Genomic DNA, 24,366 nt, shown 5'->3' with positions numbered 1-24,366 from the left:
TATCAGGGCTGGTTTTGCAATTCGCGCAACAAAGACAAATCCCGCCAGGCATTGGCTTTGTGCTGCGGGCGCAACAAGAGCGAGGCCGGATGGTATGTCACCACCAAAGGCAGGCTGCGCCCCTGAGCATCGGTATACGTTAAAGCCTGACCCCGCAAGGTTTCCAGATCCTCATCACGACCACTTAGTGCCACCGCCGCCAAATGGCCGACGGCCAACAAACGACGTGGCTGTACCAAGCGAATTTGCGCGTCCAGAAAAGCCCGGCATGCAGCCAGCTCTTCCTGTGTGGGGGGACGATTACCCAGGGGGCGGCACTTCACCAGATGCGTTTTATAAACCGAGGCATTGGGAATCGCGCTATTGAGCATGGCTTGCAAGAGCAGACCCGCCTTGCCATCAAAAGGCTTGGCGCTACGATCATCGCTCGTGCCCGGTGCTTCGCCAATAATCATCCAGTCCGGCTCGGACAAGAGCTCTGAACCAAACACTACTTGAGCTCGCCCCGTGTGCAAACCACATTCCTGACAAGCCTGTACTTGCTCCAGCAAGCTGGCCATATCCTGCGCTTTTTCAGGCTGAATCAGCACGGCAGGCCGCTGCACCACTTCCTCGACAGGAGCTGCCGCTACCGGTCTGGCACCGGATTTACGCAAGACAGCCAGTGCCTGATCTCGGGCCGACATGGCATCCGTAGCCGCTGCGGGGGCTGAGGGGGACGGACTGCCCGCATCATTAAGATGCCGCTCTACCGGCTGAGCCGTCTGCATCGCTGCTGCGGCCTCTTGCGCAGGGGCGGCCACAGGGGCGGACTGCCCACCAGGCTGCGCCTGGGGCAGACGCGCCAAAAAAGCACGCTCCAGCCCCAACTCCAAAAGCCAGGTGCGCTGCAAAGGGGAGATAGGCTGAAAATCGATCATGCCCCTGCCTTGCTGGCCAAGCTCAGGCTCATCAAGACCGCGTCTTCACGCCGTCCATCGCTAAGCGGATAGTAGTTTTTACGTAAACCATCCGCCTTGAAACCATACTTCTGATATAAGCCGATAGCCGGCGCATTTGAGGCTCGCACCTCCAGAACCACGCGCTCGAGCTGCTGCTGACGGGCCCATTCCAGGCCATCGTCCAGCAATTGCCAGGCCAGACCGCGGCGCTGCTGCTCGGGGGACACCCCAATCAGCAGAAGTTCAATCATATCGGGGGCTTGCAACCAAATGGCATAGCCTTGAACCTGCCCTTGCTTGTGAATGATTCGGGAGCAATACGCACTATTGCCCAAAGCATCCGTGAAATTACCTGCCGTCCAAGGGTGTGTTTCCACGCAGCGTTCAATATCCAGTACAGCAGATACATGGCCTGCCTGCATGGCTTCAATTTGCAAAGGTTGATCCAGAGCGGCCGGGTTTCCACCCAAGCCCTGTTCACGTTCCTGAATGGTGTAGGCAACTTTCTCGCGCACATACAATGGCATGGCCAGGTCCGGGGAGACACCGCGTCCTTCGTCCAGATCATGCAAGGCCAAATGCGCCACACTGGCACCGGTTGCACGCCACGGCTGGCCCACTTCCCAGCCCTGAGCCAGAACGGCTGGGGCCAGATCAGGAAACTGCTCCAGAGCGTCACCAAGGACACAAATGGGCTGTTGCTGGGCAATCAACCCTTCCGCTTGCAAACGAACAATCCAGGTAGTGACCTGGGCGGCATCGAGCAAGACCGGACTTTGCAGCACGGACCAGGAACCCTTGGCCGTCCAACTGTACACAGCGGCATACACCTCTTGCATGCGCGCATCCTGCGCCACCACATAAGCCGTCCCCTCGATGGGCGTGCCGCAAGCGGCAGCCGCCAACAAGGACGAGACCGGCAGTACCGGCAAGCCCAAGGCAAAAGCCATACCCTGAGCCACGCCACAGGCCACGCGCAGCCCGGTAAATCCACCTGGACCTTGCCCGAACGCAATCGCGGTCAAGGCGTGTCTATCCACCCCCGCCTGCTCCAGCAGTTGCTCGGCCATGGGCAAAAGGCGTTCGGCGTGGTCGCCGCTCCCCTCGTGACTCAGCTCCACAAGCGAAATACCCGCCTGTGTGCGAGATAACAAGGTCAGTTCACAGAGATTGGAGGAAGTCTCCAAGGCAAGAATATGTGCATCCATCGCGCTATTTTAGTTTAAGCAGCCTCAAAATAGGCAGCTCCCTGGGATCGGACAAGGACAAAACACTCCACAGCGCAACTCAGAGCGCATTTCTTCTCTGGCCGCTCTTTTTTTTGACTTGGCTCAAACCGACCAATCAGATTATTTGCCACCATACAATCGTCTTCTAAATCACCCTAAACCTGCTGCAAGGCGCATAAATAGTACAAAACACTTAATGTGTAATATTTTTCTACACCCCCCTATACGCGCTTTCTGATGCCTGTTACATTTTCGCTATGAATACGCCGACACCCCCCCTCACCCGCAAAATCCTTGTCGTTGACGACGATCCCCGGCTGCGCGATTTGCTGCGCCGCTACCTGTCTGAACAAGGATTCAACGTCTTCGTTGCCGAAGACGGTAAAGAAATGGCCAAACTCTGGCAACGTGAGCATTTCGATCTGCTGGTACTGGATCTGATGCTGCCAGGCGAGGATGGCCTATCCATCTGTCGCCGGCTGCGCGGCGGTCACGACAATACCCCCATCATCATGCTTACCGCCAAGGCCGAAGAAATCGACCGTATCGTGGGCCTGGAAATGGGTGCCGATGACTACCTCATCAAACCTTTCAACCCCCGCGAACTGCTGGCCCGTGTCAACGCTATCTTGCGACGCCGTGGTACCGAGGAACACCCCGGCGCACCTAGTCAGGAAAATGAATCGATTGAGTTCGGTCCTTATGTGCTGAACCTGTCCACTCGAACACTGACACGCAATAACGAAGTTGTCCCCATCACAACGGGCGAGTTCTCCGTGCTGAAAGTGTTTGCCCGTCACCCCAAGATCCCCTTGTCGCGCGACAAACTGATGGAATTGGCGCGTGGCCGTGAATACGAAGCCTTTGACCGTAGTCTGGACGTCCAGATTTCGCGTCTGCGCAAGCTGATCGAACCCAATGCTTCCAAGCCCGTGTTTATTCAAACGGTCTGGGGCCTGGGCTACGTTTTTGTTCCAGACGGCGGTAACTGACCTTGTCTTCCGGTCAGCAAGACGGGCGGCCCGCCGTGGCCGCCCAACGCCGAGCAACAAAAAACTCAAGTATCCGGCTGGGTTTATTCAGCCGGTCTTTTTTATTGCTCGCAGCGTTAATGCTCGTCAGCCTGGGTGCCTGGCTGCAAGTATTCTTCAGTATGGAAGAAGGCCCACGCGCAGCCCAAATGGCGCAGCGCGTGGCGTCCATTGTCAGCATCACCCGTTCGGCCCTGGTGTACGCGCCCCCAGCGGTACGCCCTGCCCTGTTGCTGGATTTGGCTACCAAGGAAAGTCTGCGCGTGCAACCACGCGAGAACACGGACGAGCTTGAACCCCTGCCGCGCTCCAACTACTGGCAGCATGTCTCTACCGAAGTGCGTGGCGCATTAGGCAGCCAGACCTTGATCATGTGGTCGGTCAACAGCGTGCCGGGCATCTGGGTTTCGTTTGATATCAATGACGATCAGTATTGGCTGGTCTTTGATCGCGAACAATTAAGTCTGACTGCCGGAGTGGAATGGCTGGGCTGGGGCGCTACCGCCTTGCTGCTGGCCCTGATCGGTGCCGCTGTCAGTGTGCGCTTTGTGAACCGGCCTTTGGCCCAACTGGCCAAAGTGGCCCAGCAGTTGGCTCGTGGTGAAACACCCAGCACCCTGCCTGAAAAAGGCCCGGTTGAAATCCGTGACATGAATATCGCCTTTAACCGCATGGCCCGAGATATCCGCCAAACAGAGGCGGATCGAGAGATCATGCTGGCCGGTATTTCGCACGATTTGCGCACACCACTGGCCCGCATGCGTCTGGAAATTGAATTAAGTCAGGTATCGGACGAGACTCGTGCCGCCATTGACGAGGACTTGGCTCAGATTGACCACAGTATTGGTCAATTGATGGAATATGCCCGTCCTGCTGCGGCTGTGCCCGAGCATGGCATTGATGTGTCCGCCGTGCTCAATGATGTCTACGAGCGTGAGCGCACGCATACCGAATCGCTGGGTGGCATTTTGACAGCCTCCGTCGAACCCAATCTGTATGCCCGCATCAGCGCACACGACTTAAAGCGCATTGTCTCTAACCTGATCGAAAATGCCCGCCGCTATGGACGCAGTCCCGAAGATGATCGGGCACGCATCGAGCTGTCGGCGCATCAACATGGCAATATTTTGATCATCGCCGTCAAGGATCAGGGAGCCGGTATTGCAAAAAGCGACATCCAGCGCCTGCTGCGCCCCTTCTCGCGCGGTGTCTCTGCCCGCACAGGTGTCAGTGGTGCAGGTTTGGGACTGGCGATTGTGGAACGTTTGCTAGGACAGGTCGGAGGGCACTTTGAACTGGTCAGTGCTCCGTCCGAAGGCTTGACCGCTCGCATTCAATTGCCACGTATCCGTGCCAGTCGCAATGCGCCTGGAACCCAGGCCGATAAGGACAACAAAACTTCCTGAGCTGAATAAGACTTGGGCAGGGATTTTCCCTGCCCAAGGCTAGTCTCAGACCAAAACCACTCAGGCGCGATACAGCAAGGCCACCGAGGTGACCGCAATCCCTTCCTGGCGCCCCACAAAGCCAATCGCCTCGTTTGTCTTGCCCTTGATGTTCACACTGCCAGGTTCCAATTTCAGATCGGCCTCGATATTGGCCACCATCGCCGGGGCATGTGGTGCGATCTTGGGTTTTTGCGCATGAATCGTGGCATCCACATTCCCAACCAACCAACCCGCAGCGCGCACCTGCTCATAAGCATGACGCAACAAGACACGGCTATCAGCGCCCTTGTATTGAGGGTCTGTATCGGGAAAGTGGCGACCAATATCGCCCAGGCCTGCCGCCCCCAAAATCGCATCGGTAATGGCATGCAGCAAGGCATCGGCATCCGAATGCCCCATCAAGCCATGCGTATGCGGGATGGTAACGCCGCCCAAGATCAAAGGCCGGCCTTCGCACAGCACATGTACATCAAAACCTTGTCCTACGCGAATTGGCATGCTCATAACCACTTCTCCATCAATTCAAAATCTTCAGGCCAGGTGACTTTAAAATTCCGCGCCGACCCCAATATTAATAAGGGTTGGCTGCCCGCCAATTCCATGGCGCTAGCTTCATCCGTCACCACAAAACCCTGTTCTTTAGCCGCTTGTAAGGCCCCACGTAAGGCATGGGCGGGAAACAACTGGGGAGTCTGCGCCAGCCAGAGTCCTTCTCTGTCCACCGTTTCCAACACCCCCACTGGCTCCGCAGGCGTTGCGCGCTTGACAGTATCAGGCACGGGCAAGGCCAACAAGCCACCACGTTGCGCCTGCAAGCAGGCATCAATCAACCGTGCCAGGGCCTGCTTGGGCAAACCGGGGCGAGCGGCATCGTGAACCAGAACCCAGGCCTGTTCGTCCTTATCCAGGCTCTGCACAGTATTGAGCACCGTTTCAGCCCGCGTGTCACCACCACAGGGCAGGCAAACCGTACGCGGCAAGCCGTCCAGTGCCGCCGTCGCCCAGGTATCACCGGGGGCCACGGCCACCCGCACCTGGCTGATGCGCTCATCAGCCAGCAAAGCCTGTACCGAACGGCGCAACATGGGCTGCCCGCCCAGCAAACGATATTGCTTGGGCACGCCTTGCGTCTTCGTGGCAGAATCCAGGGCGCGCGAGCCAATACCGGCGGCTGGAACAATTGCAATCAAGGTAGTCTTCATAGGTGGGTGATTTTATAATGACAATCCTGATGGAAACCGAAAAACAGCACTCCCTGTCCCTGCCCAGCACTCAAGATGTGCTGGCCGCCTTACGCCCCGGTCAACGCTACTCGCAGCCCATGCCTCCTGGCTCGGGCGATGCCTGCCTGATTGCCGACCTGGCCCGCCAGCATAAAGCGCCTATTCTCGTACTGTGCGCCGATCCCTTGACCGCCCAAAGGCTGGCCGAGGAAATCCTGTTGTTTGGACCCGCCCTGCGCGTGCGCCAGTTGCCAGACTGGGAAACCTTGCCCTATGACAGCTTCTCTCCCCACCAGGATCTGATCTCCGAGCGTTTGCGCACCTTGCATGCCCTGACCATGCACGAGGTTGATGTGCTGACGGTTCCCGTCACCACCGCCCTGTATCGTCTGGCACCGCCTTCTTTTCTGGCCGCCTACACCTTTTCCTTCCGCCAGGGCGATGAGCTGGACGAGGCGCAATTGCGCGCCCAGTTGATGCTGGCCAATTACACCCACATGACACAGGTCAGCGCTCCGGGCGAATTCAGTATCCGCGGTGGCCTGATTGACCTGTTCCCTATGGGTTCGGTGCTGCCCTACCGTCTGGACCTGTTCGACAACGAGATCGAAAGCATACGCAGCTTTGATATCGATACCCAGCGCAGCCTGTATCCGGTCAAGGAAATCCAGCTCTTGCCCGGTCGTGAATTCCCTATGGACGAAGAGGCGCGCACGCAATTCCGGGCGCGTTTTCGCGAGTTTTTTGAAGGCGATCCTTCACGCGCCCTGCCCTATAAAGATGTAGGTAATGGCATTGCCTTTGCGGGCATCGAATACTATCTGCCGCTCTTCTTTGAAGAGACCGCCACCTTGATGGACTATGTGCCAGCAGGCAGCCTGGTCATCACGCACGGGGACGCACAAAACGCGATTGCCCGCTTCCAAAGCGATACCCATAGCCGTTTTTCCTTCCTGAAAAACGACCGTGAGCGCCCGATTTTGCCTCCAGAAAGCCTGTTTCTGTCTGATGAGCAGTTTTTCAACGGCATCAAACCTTTTAGTCGCCTCAGTCTGAACACGCAAGCTGACGATCAGCCCATTGCCCACCCAGACTTCGAGGCTTTACCCCTTGTCGCAGTCAACCGACGCGACAAGGATCCGTTGGCTCAATTGCGGCAAGAGGTGTTAGACCCAAAGAACCGGACGGTGCTGTGCGCTGATTCGGCGGGCCGTCGGGAAACCTTGCTACAAATGCTGCGTGACCACGATCTGTCGCCCGCAGCCGACTGCCAGAGTCTGACCGATTTTCTGGAGTCGGACGCCGCTTTTGCCCTGATCGTCGCCCCCCTGTCGCGTGGCTTTGCGCTGGTGCACGACAGTCTGAGTCTGCTGACCGAAAATGACCTTTACCCCTCCCAGACACGCACACAAAGCAGCCGCCGCCGCAACGAGCGCAGCAGCGATGTGGAAGCGATGGTGCGGGATCTGTCGGAACTGCGCGAGGGCGACCCCGTGGTTCACGCCGAGCACGGGATTGGTCGCTACTGCGGTCTGAAAGAAATGGACCTGGGCGAAGGCCCGGTCGAGTTTCTGCATCTGGAATATGCCAAGGGCAGCACCTTATATGTGCCTGTGGCGCAGTTGCACGTCATTGCCCGCTACAGCGGTGCCGACCCCGAACATGCGCCCCTGCACCAACTAGGCTCCGGTCAATGGGATAAAGCCCGCCGTCGCGCGGCCAAGCAAGCGCGTGACAGCGCGGCTGAATTGCTGGCACTGTACGCCCAGCGCGCTGCTCGTGAAGGCTTTCAATTCAAACTGCCTCTGAATGATTATCAGGCCTTTTCCGAGGGTTTCGGCTTTGAGGAAACACCGGATCAGGCCGCTGCTATTGAGGCAGTCGTAAACGACATGACCTCCGGCCAGCCTATGGACCGCCTCGTTTGTGGGGATGTGGGCTTTGGTAAAACCGAAGTCGCCCTGCGTGCCGCTTTCCTGGCCGTGGCCAATGGCAAACAAGTGGCCTTGTTGTGCCCAACCACCCTGCTGGCCGAGCAACACACACAAACATTTTCAGATCGTTTCGCCGACTGGCCTATCCGTGTTGCCGAGCTGTCTCGCTTCCGCTCGACCAAAGAAACCCAAGCCGCCATTGCGGGCCTGCGCGACGGCAGCGTCGATATTGTGATTGGCACGCACAAGATCCTATCCTCGGACGTACGCTTCAAACAATTGGGCCTGGTTATCATCGATGAGGAACACCGCTTTGGTGTGCGCCAAAAAGAGGCCCTAAAGCAGTTGCGGGCCGAAGTCGATATCCTGACCCTGACCGCCACCCCTATCCCCCGTACCTTGGGCATGTCTCTGGAAGGTATACGGGACTTCTCCGTGATTGCAACGGCGCCGCAAAAACGTCTGGCGATCAAAACCTTTGTACGTCGTGAAGATGGCAGCACCATACGCGAGGCCCTGCTGCGCGAATTAAAACGCGGTGGCCAGGTCTACTTCCTGCACAACGAAGTTGAAACCATCCACAACCGCCGCGCCCGTCTGGAAGAGCTGGTGCCTGAGGCCAGTATTGCCGTGGCTCATGGTCAAATGCCCGAGCGCGAGCTGGAAGCCGTCATGAAGGGCTTTTACCAGAAGCGCTACAACGTGCTGCTGTGCACCACGATTATTGAAACCGGCATTGACGTGCCAACCGCCAACACCATCGTCATCCACCGCGCGGATCGCTTAGGTCTGGCTCAATTACACCAGTTACGTGGGCGCGTCGGCCGCTCTCACCACCAGGCATACGCCTATCTGCTGACCCCCGGCGAAGATGCCATCACCAGCAATGCAAAAAAACGCCTGGAAGCTATTCAAGCCATGGAAGAGCTGGGCGCAGGCTTTTTCCTGGCCATGCACGATCTCGAAATTCGGGGTGCCGGTGAAGTACTGGGCGAGTCCCAGTCCGGAGACATTCAGGAAGTAGGCTATTCCATGTATGCAGATATGCTCAACACCGCCGTCAAAGCCCTGAAAGCCGGTGAAGAGCCTGACTTGGATTCGCCCTTTGCCTTGCAGTGCGAAGTGAACCTGCACACGTCCGCCCTGCTGCCGGCCAACTACTGCCCGGATGTGAATGCCCGTTTGGGGCACTACAAGGCCCTGTCACACGCTCGTACAGAAGACGATCTGATCCATATCCATGAGGAACTGATCGACCGCTATGGCTTGCTGCCAGAGGCGGGCGAGAACCTGCTGGCGGTGCATCGCTTGCGCATCAAGGCCGAACCATTAGGGATTGTGAAAATCGATGCCAGCGAAGCCCAGGCAACAATTCAGTTTTCTTCCAAACCCAATGTAGACGCAGTCAGCATTATCGAGCTGGTGCAAAAGAACAAGCAGGTGCGCCTGGCTGGACCGGACAAGCTGAAGATTGAAATTACCAAGGGCGAGGAAATCAAGAACCGCATCCAGGCCGTACGTAATGTGCTGAACAGTTTGCGCAAAGAGAAATAAGCCTTAACAACAAGGCTGGACATAAAAAGAGCGCTGCCACTGACAGCGCTCTTTTTTCGACGGTAAAGGCTGACTGCTTGAGTGTTTACTCTAGCCAATGAGGCGTTCTGAATACGGATCGAACCATTGCACTGTTTGCTTGGCAACAAACCGAATTCCGGGCTCAAGAGAAGCGCCCAACACTATAAGGAAATAGCCGGATCGACGCATCGTTCCATTGCCCCTCTTTCTGCCTGGCCTGGTTCTCAGGTAGTTTGCTGCGCTGCGTTTAGCTTTACTTTGCATCGCCAGACTACGCTGGCGATCCACCACCATCAAACATCCAGGCGGAACCAGTTCAGTACGGCATCCAGTGGAGAGTGATTCAACGCAAAGCTGGCTTGCTCCTGCACCACCGGTTTGGCACGGTAGGCCACCGAGTACTTGGCCTTTGACATCATGGGCAGGTCATTGGCCCCGTCGCCTATCGCAATACATTGTTCCGGACCAGCGCCCAGTTCCACAGCCAGTTCCTGCAAGAAGCGAGCTTTGGCCTGACCATCTACGATTGCGCCCAGCACCTTGCCAGTCAGCGTGCCGTCCACCACTTCCAAGGTATTGGAGTGGGCGTAGCTCAAGCTGAAACGGTCTTTCATACGTTCGGTAAAGAAGGTGAAGCCACCCGAGACCAACAAGGTTTTCACGCCATGGGCATGAGCCGTCGCAATCAAGCGTTCTGCGCCCAGATTGGGTTGCAAACGCTCTTCATAGACACGAGTCAGATCACTGACAGGCACACCTTCCAGAAACGCAACACGGCGATTCAGGCTTTCGGAGAAATCCTTGATCTCGCCGCGCATGGCTGCTTCGGTAATCGTGGCAACCTGCTCTTTACGGCCAGCCATATCGGCAATCTCATCAATACACTCGATATTGATCAGCGTGGAATCCATGTCCATTGCCAGCACACGCATTTCTTTCAGGCGGTCAATCTGCTCCAAAAAGGCAAAGTCCATCGCGCCGGTCTTGCACAAGGTTTGCACGTGGGCACGTTGCGTGGCGTCAGCACCCAACAGGCGTACGGCGGTAGGCCCCAGCTCCTGCACTCCATCGGCCTGCACCACTGCGGCAATTTTTTCGATGATGGCGCTATCTAGGCGCGGCCCTTGAAGAATGAGATGAGACATCAGATCGTCCACAAAGCAAAAAATACAGCACAGCCATTGTGCCAAAAGACGATTATTGTAGCCTGCCACGGGCCCTGCACACCCCAAGCTGTACACGACGATGTCAGTTTCCAGCCTGAACCCATCCTGCTACGATAAACGCTATCGCGAAATGACGAGGACGCCTTTCATGTACATCTGGCCCAACAATACTTTGCTGGATCTACTTCACATCGAGCAACCCATCGTTCAAGCCCCTATGGCAGGTGCCCAAGACAGCGAACTGGCTATTGCCGTTGCTCGTGCCGGCGGCCTGGGTTCCCTGGCCTGCGCCATGCTCAGCCCAGAACAGATTCGGGAACAAGTGGGTTTGTTCCGGCAAGCTGTCTCGGCCCCTATCAACCTGAACTTCTTTTGTCACGACGACCTGCGCCTGGAGCCAGAGGCCCTGCAAGAGTGGCGGTTGCGATTAATCCCCTATTACCAGGAATACGGCCTGGATCCGAATCAGGAACTGCCCAAAGCAGCACGCGCACCGTTCTCCAACCCACATACTGAATTGGTTGAGGAATTAAAACCTGAAGTCGTCAGTTTTCACTTTGGTCTGCCCTCCCCCGAGCTGCTTGAACGCGTGAAAAAGGTCGGCACTCTGGTCATGTCCAGTGCGACTTCCACGGCCGAAGCGGTCTGGCTGCAAGAGCACGGTGCCGACATCATCATCGCCCAAGGCCTGGAAGCCGGTGGCCACCGTGGCATGTTCCTGGACGATAAGGTGCATACACAAGTAGGCACCCTGTCTTTGGTTCCCCAAATTGCTGATGCTGTCAGCATCCCCGTGATTGCTGCCGGAGGTATTGCCGATGGGCGCGGTATTGCTGCTGCCCTGGCCTTGGGTGCCAGCGCCGCTCAAATTGGTACTGCCTATTTGTTCTGTCCTGAATCCAAGATCACCCCGCTGCATCGCCAAGCCCTGTCCAATAGTCGTTCAGACGGCACAGCGCTGACCAATTTGTTCTCTGGCCGCCCGGCTCGCAGCATCCGCACTCGCCTGATGGATGAAATCGGCCCGTTAAGCACCAGTGCTCCGGTATTCCCCCATGCGGGTTCGGCACTGAGCCCGCTACGTATCGAAGCCGAGAAACAAGGTCGCACTGAATTCAGCTCCCTGTGGAGCGGACAAAGTGCTGCCTTGGGCCGTGCCCTGCCTGCCGAGCAACTGACGCTGGTACTGGCTCAAGAGGCCCAGGGCGTCTGCAAGCGACTGGGAGTGGCTGGTGCCACCCATGCCCCTTTGGACAAACCTTGATCGATTGTACGGGCAGCTTGTGGCTAGACTGGCGAAACAAAGCAAGTCTAGCCCCACAGGCCTTCAACAGACAGCTATCGAGCATCCAGGCGGGATAATAATCGGACGACAAGACTTTAGAACTGACGCACTGAAAAAGACACCAAGCAGTTTTTTGACCTTGAGCGGCCAGACATAAAAAAAACCTCGCAAACTGATTTGCGAGGTTTTTTTATTCAATAGCACCACTACTCAAACTTGCCCTTGGGGTGTCGCATCAAATAGCGATACACAAAACCGGGATACGCCATTACCAAGAACAACGCAAAGGTAATGGTGTAGAACACCCAAGTCTGTTTGAACGGATTACCGATGCTTGCTTCAAAAGCAAAGCCGAACGCGCCCACAATCCCGTAAAACGCACAGACTTCCAAAAGGCGAGAAAAAAAGCCTTTGGACACTTTCTGATGGCGCGAGCGCCAAACCGGAAAGTAAAACATGGCTCCTACCAATACCAGACCCAGAAGCAGCTTACCCAACAGAACGGGCAAGGAGTTCAGGCCAGAGCTGGAGGCAATCATTGTGTAGATTCCCAAGCCCAACGCGGCCAGCACGGTCAGGTACACAAGGCCGACAATCAGTTGCAGCCAGGGCGAGAGACCAGAGCGCTCGCCCGGCAAGGACCAAGGCAAAACCAGCAAGGGCTTTTCCACAAGAAACGGCAAGTTTGCCGTAATCACGGAAAGAACAATCAAGACCCAGATGGAAAGGCTTTGGTCCATAGTGCTACCTACTTAAAACTGCAAGGAAGACTGAATCACGCGGATGCAGGTATCCATCAGGCCACCCGGCAACAAACCCAGGCCGATAATCAGAACACCATTCACCATCATGACCAGCTTGGTCATCAAGCCTGTTGCCACAGGATGCGCTTCACCTTCGGGCTCGTCGAAGTAAACGACCTTCACGACACGCAGGTAGTAGAAAGCACCGATCAAGGACATGATCACGGCAAACACGGCCAGCCAGACATAGCCCGCACCCACCACGGCTTGCAGAACACTCAGCTTGGCGGCAAAGCCGGACAGCGGAGGAATACCAGCCAGGGAGAACATGGACAGCAGCCAGACCAGAGCCAAGCCAGGGTTTCGACGGTTCAGACCTTTCAGGTCGCTGATGTTTTCACATTCAAAACCGCGACGGCTCAAGATCAGAATCAGGCCGAAGGTGCTCAGTGTGGTCAGAACGTAGATCACCACGTAGAACAACGAAGCGCCGTAGGCTTGAGAGTGAGTCTCGCCATTGAACACGCCAGCCAGCAAGCCCAGGAAAATGAAACCCATGTGCGAGATGGTCGAATACGCAAGCATACGCTTGAGATTCTTTTGCATGATCGCCGTCAGGTTACCCAGAGCCAGCGACAGCACAGCCATGATCAGCAACATAGGCTGCCAGTCCACGGCAATACCGTGCAAGGCTTCAACCAGGAAGCGCATGGTCACGGCAAAAGCAGCCAGTTTGGGAGCAGCACCGATGATCAGGGTGACGGTGGTTGGGGCGCCTTGGTAGACGTCCGGTGTCCACATGTGGAAAGGAGCAGCCGTCAATTTGAAGGCCAGACCAGCCACCACAAACACCACACCGAAAACCAAAGCCAGACGCTCGGCTTGACCGTTGGAGATGACTTCAGCGATGAGCGGGAATTCCAGATGGCCGGTAGCGCCAAAAATCATGGACATACCGTACAGCAAGATACCCGATGCCAAAGCACCCAGCACGAAGTACTTCAGAGCCGCTTCGATGGACTGGCGATGTTCACGACGCAGCGCAACCAGTGCGTACAGCGCAAAGGACATCAGCTCCACACCCAGATAAGCCGTCAACATACTGTTGGCCGAAATCATGATCATCTGGCCCAGCAGAGCCATCAGAGTCAGGGTGTACAACTCACCACCACGTTCCATCATGTCACGCTGCTCAGCGTATTCACGGCCGTAAATCAGGGTGGCGGCCACGGCTGCACACGAGAGCAGCTTCAGGAAGTGAGCCATCTCGTCCACGACGAACAGGCCACCGAACGAGACGCCGCTAACGCCCTTGGACCACTGCCAGGCCACGCTGGCCGCAACCACGGCAAGCGTCAGCAGGCTGAAAATAAACGTCGAGTGGCGCTGTTTATGTGTACTGAATGCATCAAAAATCAGCACACACGAAGCCAGAACCAGGAGCAGGATCTCGGGCAAAGCCAGAGAAAAGTTAAAGGTAGTATCCATAGTGATTCGGCCTACAGTTTCGAGATGGAGACGTGTTGCAGCAACGCTTCAACCGAAACGTGCATGACCTCGGTGAACGGCTTGGGATAGACACCCATGCCCAGCACCGCAATCGCCATTACGCCAAGAACGAAGAACTCACGGCCGCTCAGGTCGCTCATGCCGGCAACCTTGTCGTTACCGACAGGGCCAAAAGCCACACGTTTGAGCATCCACAGCGAGTAAGACGCACCTGTAATCAGCGCTGTTGCAGTCAACAGACCAATCCAGAAGTTGTACTCAACCGCACCCATGATGACGGTGAACTCACCGATAAAGCCGCTGGTGCCTGGCAAACCGCTGTTGGCCATCGAGAACAGCACAAAGAAGGTGACGAAACGAGGCATGACCTTGACCACACCACCGTAATCGGCAATTTGGCGGCTGTGCAGACGGTCGTACAGAACGCCAATACACAGGAACATGGCGCCAGACACGAAACCGTGCGAGATCATTTGCATGATCGCGCCTTCCATACCCGTGGTGTTGAATACGAAAAAGCCCAGTGTGACAAAACCCATGTGAGCCACAGAGGAGTAAGCCACCAGCTTTTTCATATCGTCCTGAACGATGGCGACCAGACCAATGTAGATCACCGCGACCAGGGACAAGGCAATAATGATTCCGGCCAGACCTTGCGAGGCATCAGGAGCGATGGGCAGGGAAAAGCGCAGGAAACCGTAAGCACCCAGTTTCAACATGATGGCAGCCAGCACCACGGAACCACCGGTAGGTGCTTCCACGTGGGCATCCGGCAACCAGGTGTGGACAGGCCACATAGGCACTTTCACTGCAAACGCCATGAACAGTGCCACAAAGATCAGCACCTGCGTGGTGTAGTCCAGGGGGACTTTGTGCCAGGTCAGGATATCGAAAGTGCCGCCGGACACGTTCCACAGGTAGATGAAAGCAACCAGCGTCAGCAGGGAGCCCATCAGGGTGTAAAGGAAGAACTTGACCGATGCATACACGCGGTTTGGACCACCCCAGATCCCGATGATCAGATACATCGGGATCAGCGTGGCTTCAAAGAACACGTAGAACAGCAAGCCATCCAGAGCGGCAAACACGCCCACCATCAGACCCGAAAGGATCAGGAAGGCGCCCATGTATTGCGCCACGCGGCTGGTAATCACCTGCCAACCCGCCAGCACCACAATCACCGTGATGAAAGCGGTCAGCAGAACAAACCACATGGAAATACCGTCCACACCAAGGTGGTAATTCACCTTGAAGGCATCAATCCAGGGGGCCAGCTCGACAAACTGCATGTCGGCTGTACTGGGATTAAAGCCCGTGTACAGAGGAATAGTGACAACAAGACCGGCAATCGAACCCAGCAGAGCCAGCCAGCGGGTGAAGGTGGGACGATCATCACGCCCCAGAGCCAGCACCAACAGGCCAGCGACGATGGGTACGAAAATCGCCAGCGTTAACCAAGGAAGAGTAGAAGACGCCATATCGCTAGCCATTACCGAACCGTCAGTACAAAAAAGGATAAGAGCGCCAGGATCCCGAGGATCATGGCAAAGGCGTAGTGATAGACATAGCCGGACTGGATATGACGGCTGATTGCAGCCACCCAGCCCACTACGCGCGCACTACCGTTGACCACCAGGCCGTCAATCAGACCGCGGTCAGCACCTTTCCAAAGGCCCGTACCCAGGCAGCGAACGCCACGAGACAGCACTTGCTCGTTGAACCAGTCAACGTAGTACTTGTTCTCCAGGATACGGTAGATAAAAGAGCAGTTCTTTTTGATAGCGGCAGGCAAGGCGGGATTGACCAGGTACATGTACCAAGCCACCACAGCACCGGCTACAACCAGCCAGAATGGCACCGTCACAAAACCATGCAAGGCATATGCCATCCAATCAGTCCAGTGGGCAGCCAGGTTTGCCATTGCAGGGTGGTCGGGCAGAACGGTCACAATGCCGTCAAAGTAACCACCGAACAGCAGCGGATCCACAAACCAGATACCAGCGAAAATCGATGGAATGGCCAGCAGAACCAGAGGCAGCGTCACCACCCAGGGCGACTCGTGAGGATCACCACCGTGAGCGTGATGATCGTCATGACCATGCGACTCGTCGTGTTTGACATCACGGAAGCGCTCTTTGCCGTGGAAGACCAGGAAATACAGACGGAAGGAGTACAGCGAGGTGACGAACACACCGATCAGTGTGGCGTAGTAAGCATAGGTCGAACCCCAAATGCCAGCTTCGCCTGCGGCTTCGATGATGTGCTCTTTCGAATAGAAACCCGAGAAGAACGGTGTACCCACCAGCGCCAGCGTACCGATCAGGAATGTCAGCCAGGTAATAGGCATGTACTTGCGCAGACCACCCATGTTGCGGATGTCCTGATCATGATGCATGCCGATAATGACCGAACCAGCGCCCAGGAACAGCAAGGCTTTGAAGAAGGCGTGCGTCATCAGGTGGAACACAGCGGCCGAGTAAGCCGAAGCTCCCAGAGCCACCGTCATATAACCGAGCTGGGACAAGGTGGAGTACGCCACAACGCGTTTGACGTCGTTCTGGATAATACCCAGCAAGCCCAGGAACAAGGCACCGGTTGCACCGATCACGATGATGAAGGACAGCGCGGTTGTCGACTGTTCAAACACAGGCGAGAAACGCGCCACCATGAAGATACCGGCCGTCACCATGGTCGCGGCGTGAATCAGTGCCGAGATAGGAGTAGGACCTTCCATGGAATCAGGCAACCAGCTGTGCAAAGGAACCTGAGCCGATTTACCCATGGCACCTACAAACAGGGCCAGAGCCGCAACGGTCAGCAATTGCCAGTCGGTACCGGGGAATGTCATGGTGCTCAGTTCCTGAACCTTGGCGAACACGTCGCTGTAGTTCATGGAGCCGGTGTAGGCGTAGAGCAAGCCAATCCCCAGAGCAAAACCGAAGTCACCCACACGGTTGACCAGGAAGGCCTTCATGTTGGCGAAAATTGCGGTCTTGCGCTCGTACCAGAAACCGATCAGCAGGTAGGAGACCAGACCCACTGCTTCCCAACCGAAGAACAGCTGCAGCATGTTGTTGGACATGACCAGCATCAGCATCGAGAAGGTAAACAGCGAGATGTAGGAGAAAAAGCGCTGATAACCGGGGTCATCTTTCATGTAGCCAATGGTGTAGATATGCACCATCAGCGACACGGAAGTGACCACCACCATCATCAGGGCAGTGAGCTTGTCGATCAGAAAACCGATGTCCCACTGAATGCTGCCAATGGTGATCCAGGTGTAGACCGGACCATTGAAGGTCTGGCCGTCCAGAACCTGAAACAGGACCATGACCGAGCCGACAAAAGAAAGCAGCACGCCCGCGATCGTGATCAGGTGAGCGCCTGTCTTGCCGATAAATCGACCCAGAAAGCCGGTACCGAACAAACCGGCTAGCGCCGAGCCCACCAGGGGGGCAAGCGCAATCGTTAAGTAAAGATTTATGGAGTTCATTAGTGTGCTATCCCATCAACCCTTAAGCTGGTCGAGATCTTGGACATTGATCGAATTAAGGTTACGGAACAACAGAACCAGAATTGCAAGACCAATGGCCGCCTCGGCCGCTGCGACCGTCAGGACGAAAAAGACAAACACCTGACCGGCCTCGTTGCCCATCCACGTTGAGAAGGCCACAAAGTTCATGTTGGCCGACAAAAGAATCAGCTCAACAGACATGAGCAGGATAATCAGGTTGCGACGGTTCAGGAAAAAGCCAAACAGGCCGATCGTGAACAGCACAGCGCCCAGGACCAAATAGTGCGCAAGCGTCAGCGTCATCATCATTTGTCTCCTGGCACGACAGCGTCAGCCGAACTGGACACCGACGGCTTTTCGGTTTGAGAAGGAATAGAAACCATGCGCAGACGGTCTTTGGCGCGAACCTTGACCTGTTCGCTGGAGACGGTGCGCTTGACACCCTCACGTTTACGCAGAGTCAGCGCAATGGCCGAGATCATGCCAACCAGCAGCACAATGCCGCCCAGCAACACCGCCAGTACATACTGGGAGTACATCAACTCGCCAATGACGCGGGTGTTGTTGTAGTCCGCAGCCACTGCGGCAGCAGGTGCCGTTGTGAACCACAGCTTGGTCAGCACAAAGCCCATTTCCAGAACCATGATGGCGCCGATCAACAGCCCCATCGGCACATGAGCCTTGAATTTCTTGGCAGCGGATTCCTGACGTACGTCCAACATCATGATGACGAACAGGAACATCACCATCACCGCGCCCACATAGACCACCACCAGCAAAAGGCCCAGGAACTCGGCCCCCATGGTGATCCACATCATGGCGGCCGTGAAGAACACCAGAATCAAGTGCAATACGGCCGTAACCGGGTTTTTGGCAGCGATCACGCGATACGCGGCCACCACCATCACCAGCGCCAACACATAAAACAGAACAGTAGTAAATAACATGAGTGTAGAGCTCCGGCCTTAGCGATAAGGTGCATCTGCGGCACGACGACGAGCGATCTCGTCTTCGTAGCGATCACCGATAGCCAGCAGCATGTCCTTGGTGTAGTACAAATCGCCGCGTTTTTCGCCGTGGTATTCGTGAATATGCGTTTCCACGATCGAATCGACCGGGCAGCTTTCTTCACAGAAACCACAGAAAATACACTTGGCCAGATCGATGTCGTAACGCGTGGTGCGACGGGTGCCGTCCTCACGTTCGGCCGATTCGATCGAGATAGCCATGGCGGGACATACTGCCTCGCACAGTTTGCACGCGATGCAACGCTCCTCGCCGTTTTCGTAGCGACGCAAAGCGTGCAAACCGCGAAAACGTGGCGAAGCGGGCGTGGTTTCAACGGGATAACGCAGCGTCACTTTACGCTTGAAGAAATACTTCCCCGTCAGGCGCATGCCTTTGAGCATCTCGGACAGCATCAGGCTGCCAAAGAAATCTTTGATTGCTTCCATAATCTTGCCCCTTAGCCTTATTGCCAGATGTTCCAGGGCGTCTGCATCCAGATCGCCACAATAACCAGCCAAACACCGGTCAGCGGGATAAATACTTTCCAGCCCAAACGCATGATCTGGTCATAGCGGTAACGTGGGAACGTTGCACGGAACCAGATGAACATGGAGACCACGACAAAGGTCTTCAGACCCAGCCACAGCCACCCCGGAATCCAGGTAAATGGAGCGAACTCGACGATTGGAGTCCAGCCACCCAAGAACATGATGGACGCCAGAGCCGACAAGAAAATCATGTTGGCATATTCGCCCAAGAAGAACAGAGCGAAACCGGTACCGGAGTACTCCACCATAGGACCGGCCACAATTTCCGATTCGCCTTCCACCACGTCAAACGGGTGACGGTTGGTTTCAGCAACGGCGGAAATCACGTAGATCACAAACAGTGGCAGCAGTGGCAGCCAGTTCCAGGACAGGAAGTTCAAGCCCTTGTCCGCAAAGTAACCCTGAGTCTGACCGACCACGATACCCGACAGATTCAGCGTGCCGGACACCAGCAGCACGGTAATCAGGACAAAGCCGATGGCCAGTTCGTAGGACAGCACCTGAGCGGCGGCACGCAAACCACCTAGCAAGGCGTACTTGGAGTTGGATGCCCAACCGGCCACGATCACACCGTACACGCCCAGCGAGGTAATCGCCAGAATGTACAACAAACCGGCGTTAACGTCGGCCAGAACCACATCGGGGCTGAAAGGAATCACCGCCCAGGCGGCCAAAGCAGGCATCAGCGTCACTACCGGAGCCAACAGGTACAGAACCTTGTTGGACTTCGCCGGCACGATCAGCTCTTTGGTCAGCAGTTTGAAAACGTCAGCGAAAGGCTGCAGCAAGCCGCGGTAACCAACACGGGTCGGTCCCAGACGAACGTGCATGAAGCCGATCATCTTGCGTTCCCAGTAGGTCAGGTAAGCAACACACAGAATGACGGGCACCGCGATAGCAACAATCTTCAGCAGCGTCCACACCACATACCATGCGTCCGGACCCAGCAGGTCCGAACCGTAGCTATTGATGGCAGAGAGAAATTCCATGTTATGCACGCTCCACTGTCAATTGACCGAATGCGCTACCCAAAGCGGCAGTTTCAGAAAAAGCGGTGGCAACACGCACCGAGTTCAATGCCACGGTGTCATCCAGCTGAGCTGGCAAGCTGACTTCGCCTTGCGAAGAACGAACCTTCACCAGATCGCCGTCGGCCAAACCCAGTTGAGTCAACGTGGCGGCGGCCATGCGAGCCGTAGGGGCGGCCGAAGCAGGTGTTTCCTGCAAAGGAGCCGAACGGCGCACCAGCGCATCGCTGCGGTAGATAGGCACATCAGTCACACGCTCCAGACCGCTAGCAGCAGGCAGCACGCTGGCAGCCAGATTGATCTGGTTGGACAGACGCGATTCCACACCGGCAGCCATGACAGAGTCACGCACCGATTCGGAAGTTTCGTCGTCAAAACCATCCAGCTGGAACAGATTGCCCAGTACGCGCAGAACCTTCCAGGCCGGACGGGTATCACCCACAGGAGCAGCAGCGCCCTTGAAGCTTTGTACACGGCCTTCGGCATTCACAAAGGTACCGGAGGTTTCAGTGAAAGGAGATACCGGCAACATCACATCGGCCCACTGCTCGGCAGCGGAACGATAGGAAGTCAGTGCCACCGAGAAAGTGGCGGACTTCAATGTTTCTACAGCTCGTTCGCCCAGATCGCTGTCCAGTGCAGGCTCGACATTTAAAACCAGGTAAGCACGCAGGGTTTGAGCCAGCATTTGCTCGGCGGTCAGACCGCCCTTGCCCGGTACGGCGTTGGCCAGGTAACCACCCACCGTGTTACCACCGGCAGTCAGGAAACCCAGCTTGGCACCGCTAGCCTGTGCAATGGCATTGGCGTTAGCAGCAATCACGCTGGCCTGATCCGAGTTGACCGCCATATTGCCCAGCAAGATAGCCACACGTTCGCCGGAGGCCAGGCTGTCAGCAATCTGCTGAGCTTCAGCAGAAACCTGTACGCCTTCCAGACCAGCAGGAACAGCGCTGTCCTTGGCTTTGGCAACAGCAACCAGCACTTGAGCCAAGGAATTGGCCAACTGGCTGGGAGCCACCGTCATGCGGCCAGCAATCGCATTGAACAATGGATTATCGGCAGCCGAATCAATAAAGGAAACTTGAGCACCACGTTTGACAGCCTGACGCAGACGCTGGGCCATCAAGGGGTGATCTTTACGCAGGAAGGAACCTACGACCAGAACGCGATCCAGCTCGTTCAAGGCCGTCAGAGGCATACCCAGCCATGGTACACCGGCCAAGGCGCCATCCAGACGGGCATCGGTCTGACGCAGACGGAAGTCCACGTTTTCGGTTCCCAGAGCACGACCCAGACGAGCCAGCAAAGCCAGTTCTTCGGTAGTGGAGGTAGCCGAACCAATACAGCCCAGTTGATCTGCACCAAACTTCTCGCGTACGGCATTCATGCCGGCAACGATGGTTTGCATGGCATCGTTCCAGGAGGCTTCACGCCACTGGCCGTCATCACCACGCACCATGGGGCGAGTCAGACGGTCTTCGGTGTACAGGCCTTCGTAGGAGAAACGGTCACGGTCGCTGATCCAGCACTCGTTGACTTCGTCGTTCTCGAAAGGAACAACACGCAGTACCTTGTCCATCTTGGCTTGCAGTACCAGGTTGGCACCCACGCTGTCGTGCGGGCTAACGCTGCGACGACGGGCCAATTCCCAGGTACGGGCATTGAAACGGAAAGGTTTGGACAACAAGGCACCCACGGGACAAACGTCAATCATGTTGCCCGACAACTCGGACTCGACTGCGCGACCCACAAAGGTGGTGATTTCGGCGTGTTCGCCACGGTTGAGCATACCAACCTCTTGGACACCGGCGATTTCTTCACCGGTACGCACACAGCGGGTGCAGTGAATGCAACGCTGCATGGCTTCGGTCGAGATCAGTGGGCCCATGGATTTGGCGGCCACGACGCGCTTCTCTTCCTTGTAGCGCGACTCGGAGCCACCGTAACCCACGGCCAGATCCTGCAGCTGACACTCACCGCCCTGGTCACACACGGGGCAATCCAAAGGGTGGTTGATCAGCAGAAATTCCATGACGCTCTTTTGAGCAGCCACAGCTTTTTCCGAACGAGTACGCACAACCATGCCGTTGGTGACGGGAGTGGCGCAAGCAGGCAAAGGCTTGGGCGCTTTTTCCACGTCCACCAAACACATGCGGCAGTTGGCGGCAATACTCAGTTTTTTGTGATAACAGAAGTGCGGCACGTAGACCCCGGCGTCATGGGCAGCCTGAATGACCATGCTGCCTTCCGGGGCGTCAACTTTAATGCCATCGATGGTGAGTTCTACCATTACGTTGTCCTGGCCTACAAATATTGAGGCACCACACAGCCTTTATGCTCGATGTGGTGTGCGAACTCGTCGCGGAAATGCTTAACGAAACTGCGCACCGGCATGGCCGCAGCATCACCCAGGGCGCAAATGGTGCGGCCCATGATGTTGTGTGCGATGTCGTCGAGCATGTCCAGATCTTCCGGACGACCTTGACCGTTCTCGATACGATGCACCATACGCCACAACCAGCCTGTGCCTTCCCGGCACGGCGTACACTGGCCGCAGCTTTCGTGATAGTAAAAATAAGACAGGCGCAGCAGGGACTTGACCATGCAGCGCGTCTCGTCCATCACAATGACAGCGCCCGAACCCAGCATGGAACCCGCCTTGGCAATGGAGTCATAGTCCAGGTTGGTGGCCATCATGATGTCAGCGGGCAAAACGGGCGAGCTGGAACCACCGGGGATCACCGCTTTCAGTTTGCGACCGTCACGCATGCCACCGGCCAGTTCCAGCAAGGTGGCAAAGGGGGTACCCAAAGGCACTTCGTAATTGCCGGGACGCTCTACGTCGCCAGTAATGGAGAAGATCTTGGTGCCGCCGGCGTTAGGAATACCTACTTCCAGGTATTCCTGGCCGCTGTTGCGCAGAATCCAAGGAACAGCCGCGAAGGTTTCGGTATTGTTGATGGTCGTTGGCTTGCCGTACAAACCGAAACTGGCTGGAAATGGCGGCTTGAAGCGAGGCTGGCCCTTCTTGCCCTCCAGGGACTCCAGCAATGCGGTTTCTTCACCGCAAATGTAGGCGCCGTAGCCGTGGAACGCATGCAGTTGGAAGCTGAAGTCCGACCCCAGGATCTTGTCACCCAGAAAGCCTGCCGCGCGGGCCTGCTCCAGCGCTTCTTCAAAACGCTGATAGATCTCAAACACTTCACCGTGGATGTAGTTGTAGCCGACGGTAATGCCCATGGCGTAGGCGGCAATGGCCATGCCTTCGATCACGATGTGCGGGTTAAAACGCAGAATATCGCGGTCTTTAAAAGTGCCGGGCTCACCCTCGTCAGAGTTACATACCAGGTACTTTTGACCGGGCAAGCTGCGAGGCATGAAGCTCCACTTCAAACCTGACGGGAAACCTGCACCACCACGACCACGTAACGCCGAAGTCTTGACTTCAGCAATCACGTCTTCGGGTTTCATGCCAGTGGTCAATACTTTACGCAGGGCTTCATAGCCACCACGCTTGACGTACTCTTCCAGGCCCCAGTTGTCGCCGTTCAAACCAGCCAGAATCTGTGGCTGAATATGACGATCATGAAAAATCATGCTGCGCGACAGGTCGCCACCAGGGTTAGGTTCCAATCCCTGAGCGAACTTGCGCAGAATGTCCGGTGCAATCATGCCGATTCTCCGTGTGTCTTCAATTCTTCGAGCATGGCATCAATGCGCTCGGCTTCCATGCGCACGCACATGTGCTGATTGTTCAGCAACATGACGGGCGAATCACCACATGAACCCATGCACTCTCCCATGATCAGGGAGAACTGGCCGTCCGCCGTGGTTTCACCATATTCGATACCCAGCTTCTCTTTCAGGTATTCGCCAGCCTTGACGCCATCACGCAGCGCACAGGGCAAGTTGGTGCAAACGGAAATAGTGACGCGACCAACGGGTTTGGTGTGGAACATGTTGTAGAAGGTCGCAACCTCCTGCACCGCGATCGGCTCCACGCCAATGTATTGGGCAACATCCTCGATAATTTCTGGCGATACCCAGCCTTTTTCCTGCTGGGCAATGGCCAGGGAGGCCATGATGGCAGAGCGACGTTGATCTGCCGGGAACTTGCTCAGTTCCTTATCTATCTGTTGGTAGGCTTTTTCGGAAAGCAACATAATTCGGTTCCGTTTTTC

20 protein-coding genes are annotated in these 24,366 nt (G+C 56.2%); 4 read left to right on the top strand and 16 right to left on the bottom strand.

Annotation, left to right across the window (positions count from 1 at the left end; genetic code table 11):
- Positions 1-2 precede the first annotated feature (2 nt).
- Positions 3-920, bottom strand: coding sequence for a uracil-DNA glycosylase (locus tag LNA76_RS01225; RefSeq protein ID WP_108727765.1), 918 nt, complete (start codon positions 918-920; stop codon positions 3-5).
- Entirely contained in the window at positions 917-2,149 is a 1,233-nt protein-coding gene (tsaB, locus tag LNA76_RS01220) for a tRNA (adenosine(37)-N6)-threonylcarbamoyltransferase complex dimerization subunit type 1 TsaB (protein WP_108727766.1), read from the bottom strand. The genes LNA76_RS01225 and tsaB overlap by 4 nt, the downstream gene beginning before the upstream one ends.
- A 278-nt stretch (positions 2,150-2,427) precedes the next feature.
- Between tsaB and ompR the strand changes: the two genes are divergently transcribed.
- Both ompR and LNA76_RS01210 read left to right on the top strand, forming a co-directional pair.
- A complete protein-coding gene (gene ompR, locus LNA76_RS01215; protein WP_003801024.1) occupies positions 2,428-3,162 on the top strand; it encodes an osmolarity response regulator transcription factor OmpR in 735 nt (244 codons plus the stop codon).
- 119 nt (positions 3,163-3,281) lie between these two features.
- On the top strand, positions 3,282-4,607 hold the full coding sequence (locus tag LNA76_RS01210; protein WP_230017688.1) for a sensor histidine kinase: 1,326 nt from the start codon (positions 3,282-3,284) through the stop codon (positions 4,605-4,607).
- Positions 4,608-4,667: 60 nt separating this feature from the next.
- On the opposite strand, the gene ispF is transcribed toward LNA76_RS01210, so the two are convergent.
- Together ispF and ispD are read right to left on the bottom strand one after the other, a co-directional pair.
- Complete coding sequence (gene ispF, locus LNA76_RS01205) at positions 4,668-5,153, bottom strand: 2-C-methyl-D-erythritol 2,4-cyclodiphosphate synthase (RefSeq protein WP_094197345.1); 486 nt, start codon at positions 5,151-5,153, stop codon at positions 4,668-4,670.
- On the bottom strand, positions 5,150-5,851 hold the full coding sequence (ispD, locus tag LNA76_RS01200) for a 2-C-methyl-D-erythritol 4-phosphate cytidylyltransferase (protein WP_094197346.1): 702 nt from the start codon (positions 5,849-5,851) through the stop codon (positions 5,150-5,152). The genes ispF and ispD overlap by 4 nt, the downstream gene beginning before the upstream one ends.
- Positions 5,852-5,880: 29 nt before the next feature.
- Here ispD and mfd point away from each other — a divergent pair, with 29 nt between their 5' ends.
- Positions 5,881-9,360 carry a transcription-repair coupling factor gene (gene mfd, locus LNA76_RS01195; RefSeq protein WP_094197347.1) on the top strand — a complete coding sequence of 1,160 codons (3,480 nt, stop codon included), beginning with the start codon at positions 5,881-5,883 and terminating at the stop codon, positions 9,358-9,360.
- 314 nt (positions 9,361-9,674) lie between these two features.
- Here mfd and serB read toward each other — a convergent pair whose 3' ends face one another.
- Positions 9,675-10,526 (bottom strand): phosphoserine phosphatase SerB, encoded by an 852-nt coding sequence (gene serB / locus LNA76_RS01190; protein WP_094198401.1) that lies wholly within the window; start codon positions 10,524-10,526, stop codon positions 9,675-9,677.
- A gap of 169 nt (positions 10,527-10,695) precedes the next feature.
- Between serB and LNA76_RS01185 the strand changes: the two genes are divergently transcribed.
- On the top strand, positions 10,696-11,811 hold the full coding sequence (locus LNA76_RS01185; protein ID WP_230018756.1) for an NAD(P)H-dependent flavin oxidoreductase: 1,116 nt from the start codon (positions 10,696-10,698) through the stop codon (positions 11,809-11,811).
- Positions 11,812-12,038: 227 nt separating this feature from the next.
- On the opposite strand, the gene LNA76_RS01180 is transcribed toward LNA76_RS01185, so the two are convergent.
- The 11 genes from LNA76_RS01180 to nuoE are packed head-to-tail and all read right to left on the bottom strand — an operon-like array spanning position 12,039 to position 24,348.
- Positions 12,039-12,572, bottom strand: coding sequence for a DUF2818 family protein (locus tag LNA76_RS01180; protein ID WP_230017687.1), 534 nt, complete (start codon positions 12,570-12,572; stop codon positions 12,039-12,041).
- A gap of 12 nt (positions 12,573-12,584) precedes the next feature.
- Positions 12,585-14,063 carry an NADH-quinone oxidoreductase subunit NuoN gene (gene nuoN, locus LNA76_RS01175; protein WP_230017686.1) on the bottom strand — a complete coding sequence of 493 codons (1,479 nt, stop codon included), beginning with the start codon at positions 14,061-14,063 and terminating at the stop codon, positions 12,585-12,587.
- 11 nt (positions 14,064-14,074) lie between these two features.
- On the bottom strand, positions 14,075-15,562 hold the full coding sequence (locus tag LNA76_RS01170; RefSeq protein ID WP_230017684.1) for an NADH-quinone oxidoreductase subunit M: 1,488 nt from the start codon (positions 15,560-15,562) through the stop codon (positions 14,075-14,077).
- Between the two features lie 11 nt (positions 15,563-15,573).
- Entirely contained in the window at positions 15,574-17,577 is a 2,004-nt protein-coding gene (gene nuoL / locus LNA76_RS01165; RefSeq protein ID WP_125277930.1) for an NADH-quinone oxidoreductase subunit L, read from the bottom strand.
- 15 nt (positions 17,578-17,592) lie between these two features.
- Positions 17,593-17,901, bottom strand: coding sequence for an NADH-quinone oxidoreductase subunit NuoK (nuoK, locus tag LNA76_RS01160; protein ID WP_026483136.1), 309 nt, complete (start codon positions 17,899-17,901; stop codon positions 17,593-17,595).
- A gap of 2 nt (positions 17,902-17,903) precedes the next feature.
- A complete protein-coding gene (locus LNA76_RS01155; RefSeq protein WP_042482517.1) occupies positions 17,904-18,545 on the bottom strand; it encodes an NADH-quinone oxidoreductase subunit J in 642 nt (213 codons plus the stop codon).
- A gap of 18 nt (positions 18,546-18,563) precedes the next feature.
- Complete coding sequence (nuoI, locus tag LNA76_RS01150) at positions 18,564-19,052, bottom strand: NADH-quinone oxidoreductase subunit NuoI (RefSeq protein WP_003801051.1); 489 nt, start codon at positions 19,050-19,052, stop codon at positions 18,564-18,566.
- Positions 19,053-19,069: 17 nt separating this feature from the next.
- Positions 19,070-20,143: an NADH-quinone oxidoreductase subunit NuoH gene (nuoH, locus tag LNA76_RS01145; RefSeq protein ID WP_108727774.1), complete on the bottom strand. Its 1,074-nt coding sequence runs from the start codon at positions 20,141-20,143 to the stop codon at positions 19,070-19,072.
- A gap of 1 nt (position 20,144) precedes the next feature.
- On the bottom strand, positions 20,145-22,475 hold the full coding sequence (gene nuoG / locus LNA76_RS01140; protein WP_230017682.1) for an NADH-quinone oxidoreductase subunit NuoG: 2,331 nt from the start codon (positions 22,473-22,475) through the stop codon (positions 20,145-20,147).
- A 14-nt stretch (positions 22,476-22,489) separates the two neighbouring features.
- Complete coding sequence (nuoF, locus tag LNA76_RS01135) at positions 22,490-23,857, bottom strand: NADH-quinone oxidoreductase subunit NuoF (RefSeq protein WP_094197356.1); 1,368 nt, start codon at positions 23,855-23,857, stop codon at positions 22,490-22,492.
- On the bottom strand, positions 23,854-24,348 hold the full coding sequence (gene nuoE, locus LNA76_RS01130; RefSeq protein ID WP_026483139.1) for an NADH-quinone oxidoreductase subunit NuoE: 495 nt from the start codon (positions 24,346-24,348) through the stop codon (positions 23,854-23,856). Before nuoE ends, nuoF begins: the two co-directional genes overlap by 4 nt.
- Positions 24,349-24,366 lie beyond the last annotated feature (18 nt).

It is taken from the genome of Alcaligenes sp. MMA, from assembly GCF_020907215.1.
Lineage (GTDB): Bacteria > Pseudomonadota > Gammaproteobacteria > Burkholderiales > Burkholderiaceae_B > Alcaligenes > Alcaligenes aquatilis.
This window is presented reverse-complemented; position numbering and strand designations above follow the sequence as displayed.

Coding starts and splice junctions, on each gene's coding strand:
- LNA76_RS01225 (WP_108727765.1), bottom strand. CDS start 920: ATGATCGATTTTCAGCCTATCTCCCCTTTGCAGCGCACCTGGCTTTTG.
- tsaB (WP_108727766.1), bottom strand. CDS start 2,149: ATGGATGCACATATTCTTGCCTTGGAGACTTCCTCCAATCTCTGTGAA.
- ompR (WP_003801024.1), top strand. CDS start 2,428: ATGAATACGCCGACACCCCCCCTCACCCGCAAAATCCTTGTCGTTGAC.
- LNA76_RS01210 (WP_230017688.1), top strand. CDS start 3,282: ATGCTCGTCAGCCTGGGTGCCTGGCTGCAAGTATTCTTCAGTATGGAA.
- ispF (WP_094197345.1), bottom strand. CDS start 5,153: ATGAGCATGCCAATTCGCGTAGGACAAGGTTTTGATGTACATGTGCTG.
- ispD (WP_094197346.1), bottom strand. CDS start 5,851: ATGAAGACTACCTTGATTGCAATTGTTCCAGCCGCCGGTATTGGCTCG.
- mfd (WP_094197347.1), top strand. CDS start 5,881: ATGGAAACCGAAAAACAGCACTCCCTGTCCCTGCCCAGCACTCAAGAT.
- serB (WP_094198401.1), bottom strand. CDS start 10,526: ATGTCTCATCTCATTCTTCAAGGGCCGCGCCTAGATAGCGCCATCATC.
- LNA76_RS01185 (WP_230018756.1), top strand. CDS start 10,696: ATGTACATCTGGCCCAACAATACTTTGCTGGATCTACTTCACATCGAG.
- LNA76_RS01180 (WP_230017687.1), bottom strand. CDS start 12,572: ATGGACCAAAGCCTTTCCATCTGGGTCTTGATTGTTCTTTCCGTGATT.
- nuoN (WP_230017686.1), bottom strand. CDS start 14,063: ATGGATACTACCTTTAACTTTTCTCTGGCTTTGCCCGAGATCCTGCTC.
- LNA76_RS01170 (WP_230017684.1), bottom strand. CDS start 15,562: ATGGCGTCTTCTACTCTTCCTTGGTTAACGCTGGCGATTTTCGTACCC.
- nuoL (WP_125277930.1), bottom strand. CDS start 17,577: ATGAACTCCATAAATCTTTACTTAACGATTGCGCTTGCCCCCCTGGTG.
- nuoK (WP_026483136.1), bottom strand. CDS start 17,901: ATGACGCTGACGCTTGCGCACTATTTGGTCCTGGGCGCTGTGCTGTTC.
- LNA76_RS01155 (WP_042482517.1), bottom strand. CDS start 18,545: ATGTTATTTACTACTGTTCTGTTTTATGTGTTGGCGCTGGTGATGGTG.
- nuoI (WP_003801051.1), bottom strand. CDS start 19,052: ATGGAAGCAATCAAAGATTTCTTTGGCAGCCTGATGCTGTCCGAGATG.
- nuoH (WP_108727774.1), bottom strand. CDS start 20,143: ATGGAATTTCTCTCTGCCATCAATAGCTACGGTTCGGACCTGCTGGGT.
- nuoG (WP_230017682.1), bottom strand. CDS start 22,475: ATGGTAGAACTCACCATCGATGGCATTAAAGTTGACGCCCCGGAAGGC.
- nuoF (WP_094197356.1), bottom strand. CDS start 23,857: ATGATTGCACCGGACATTCTGCGCAAGTTCGCTCAGGGATTGGAACCT.
- nuoE (WP_026483139.1), bottom strand. CDS start 24,348: ATGTTGCTTTCCGAAAAAGCCTACCAACAGATAGATAAGGAACTGAGC.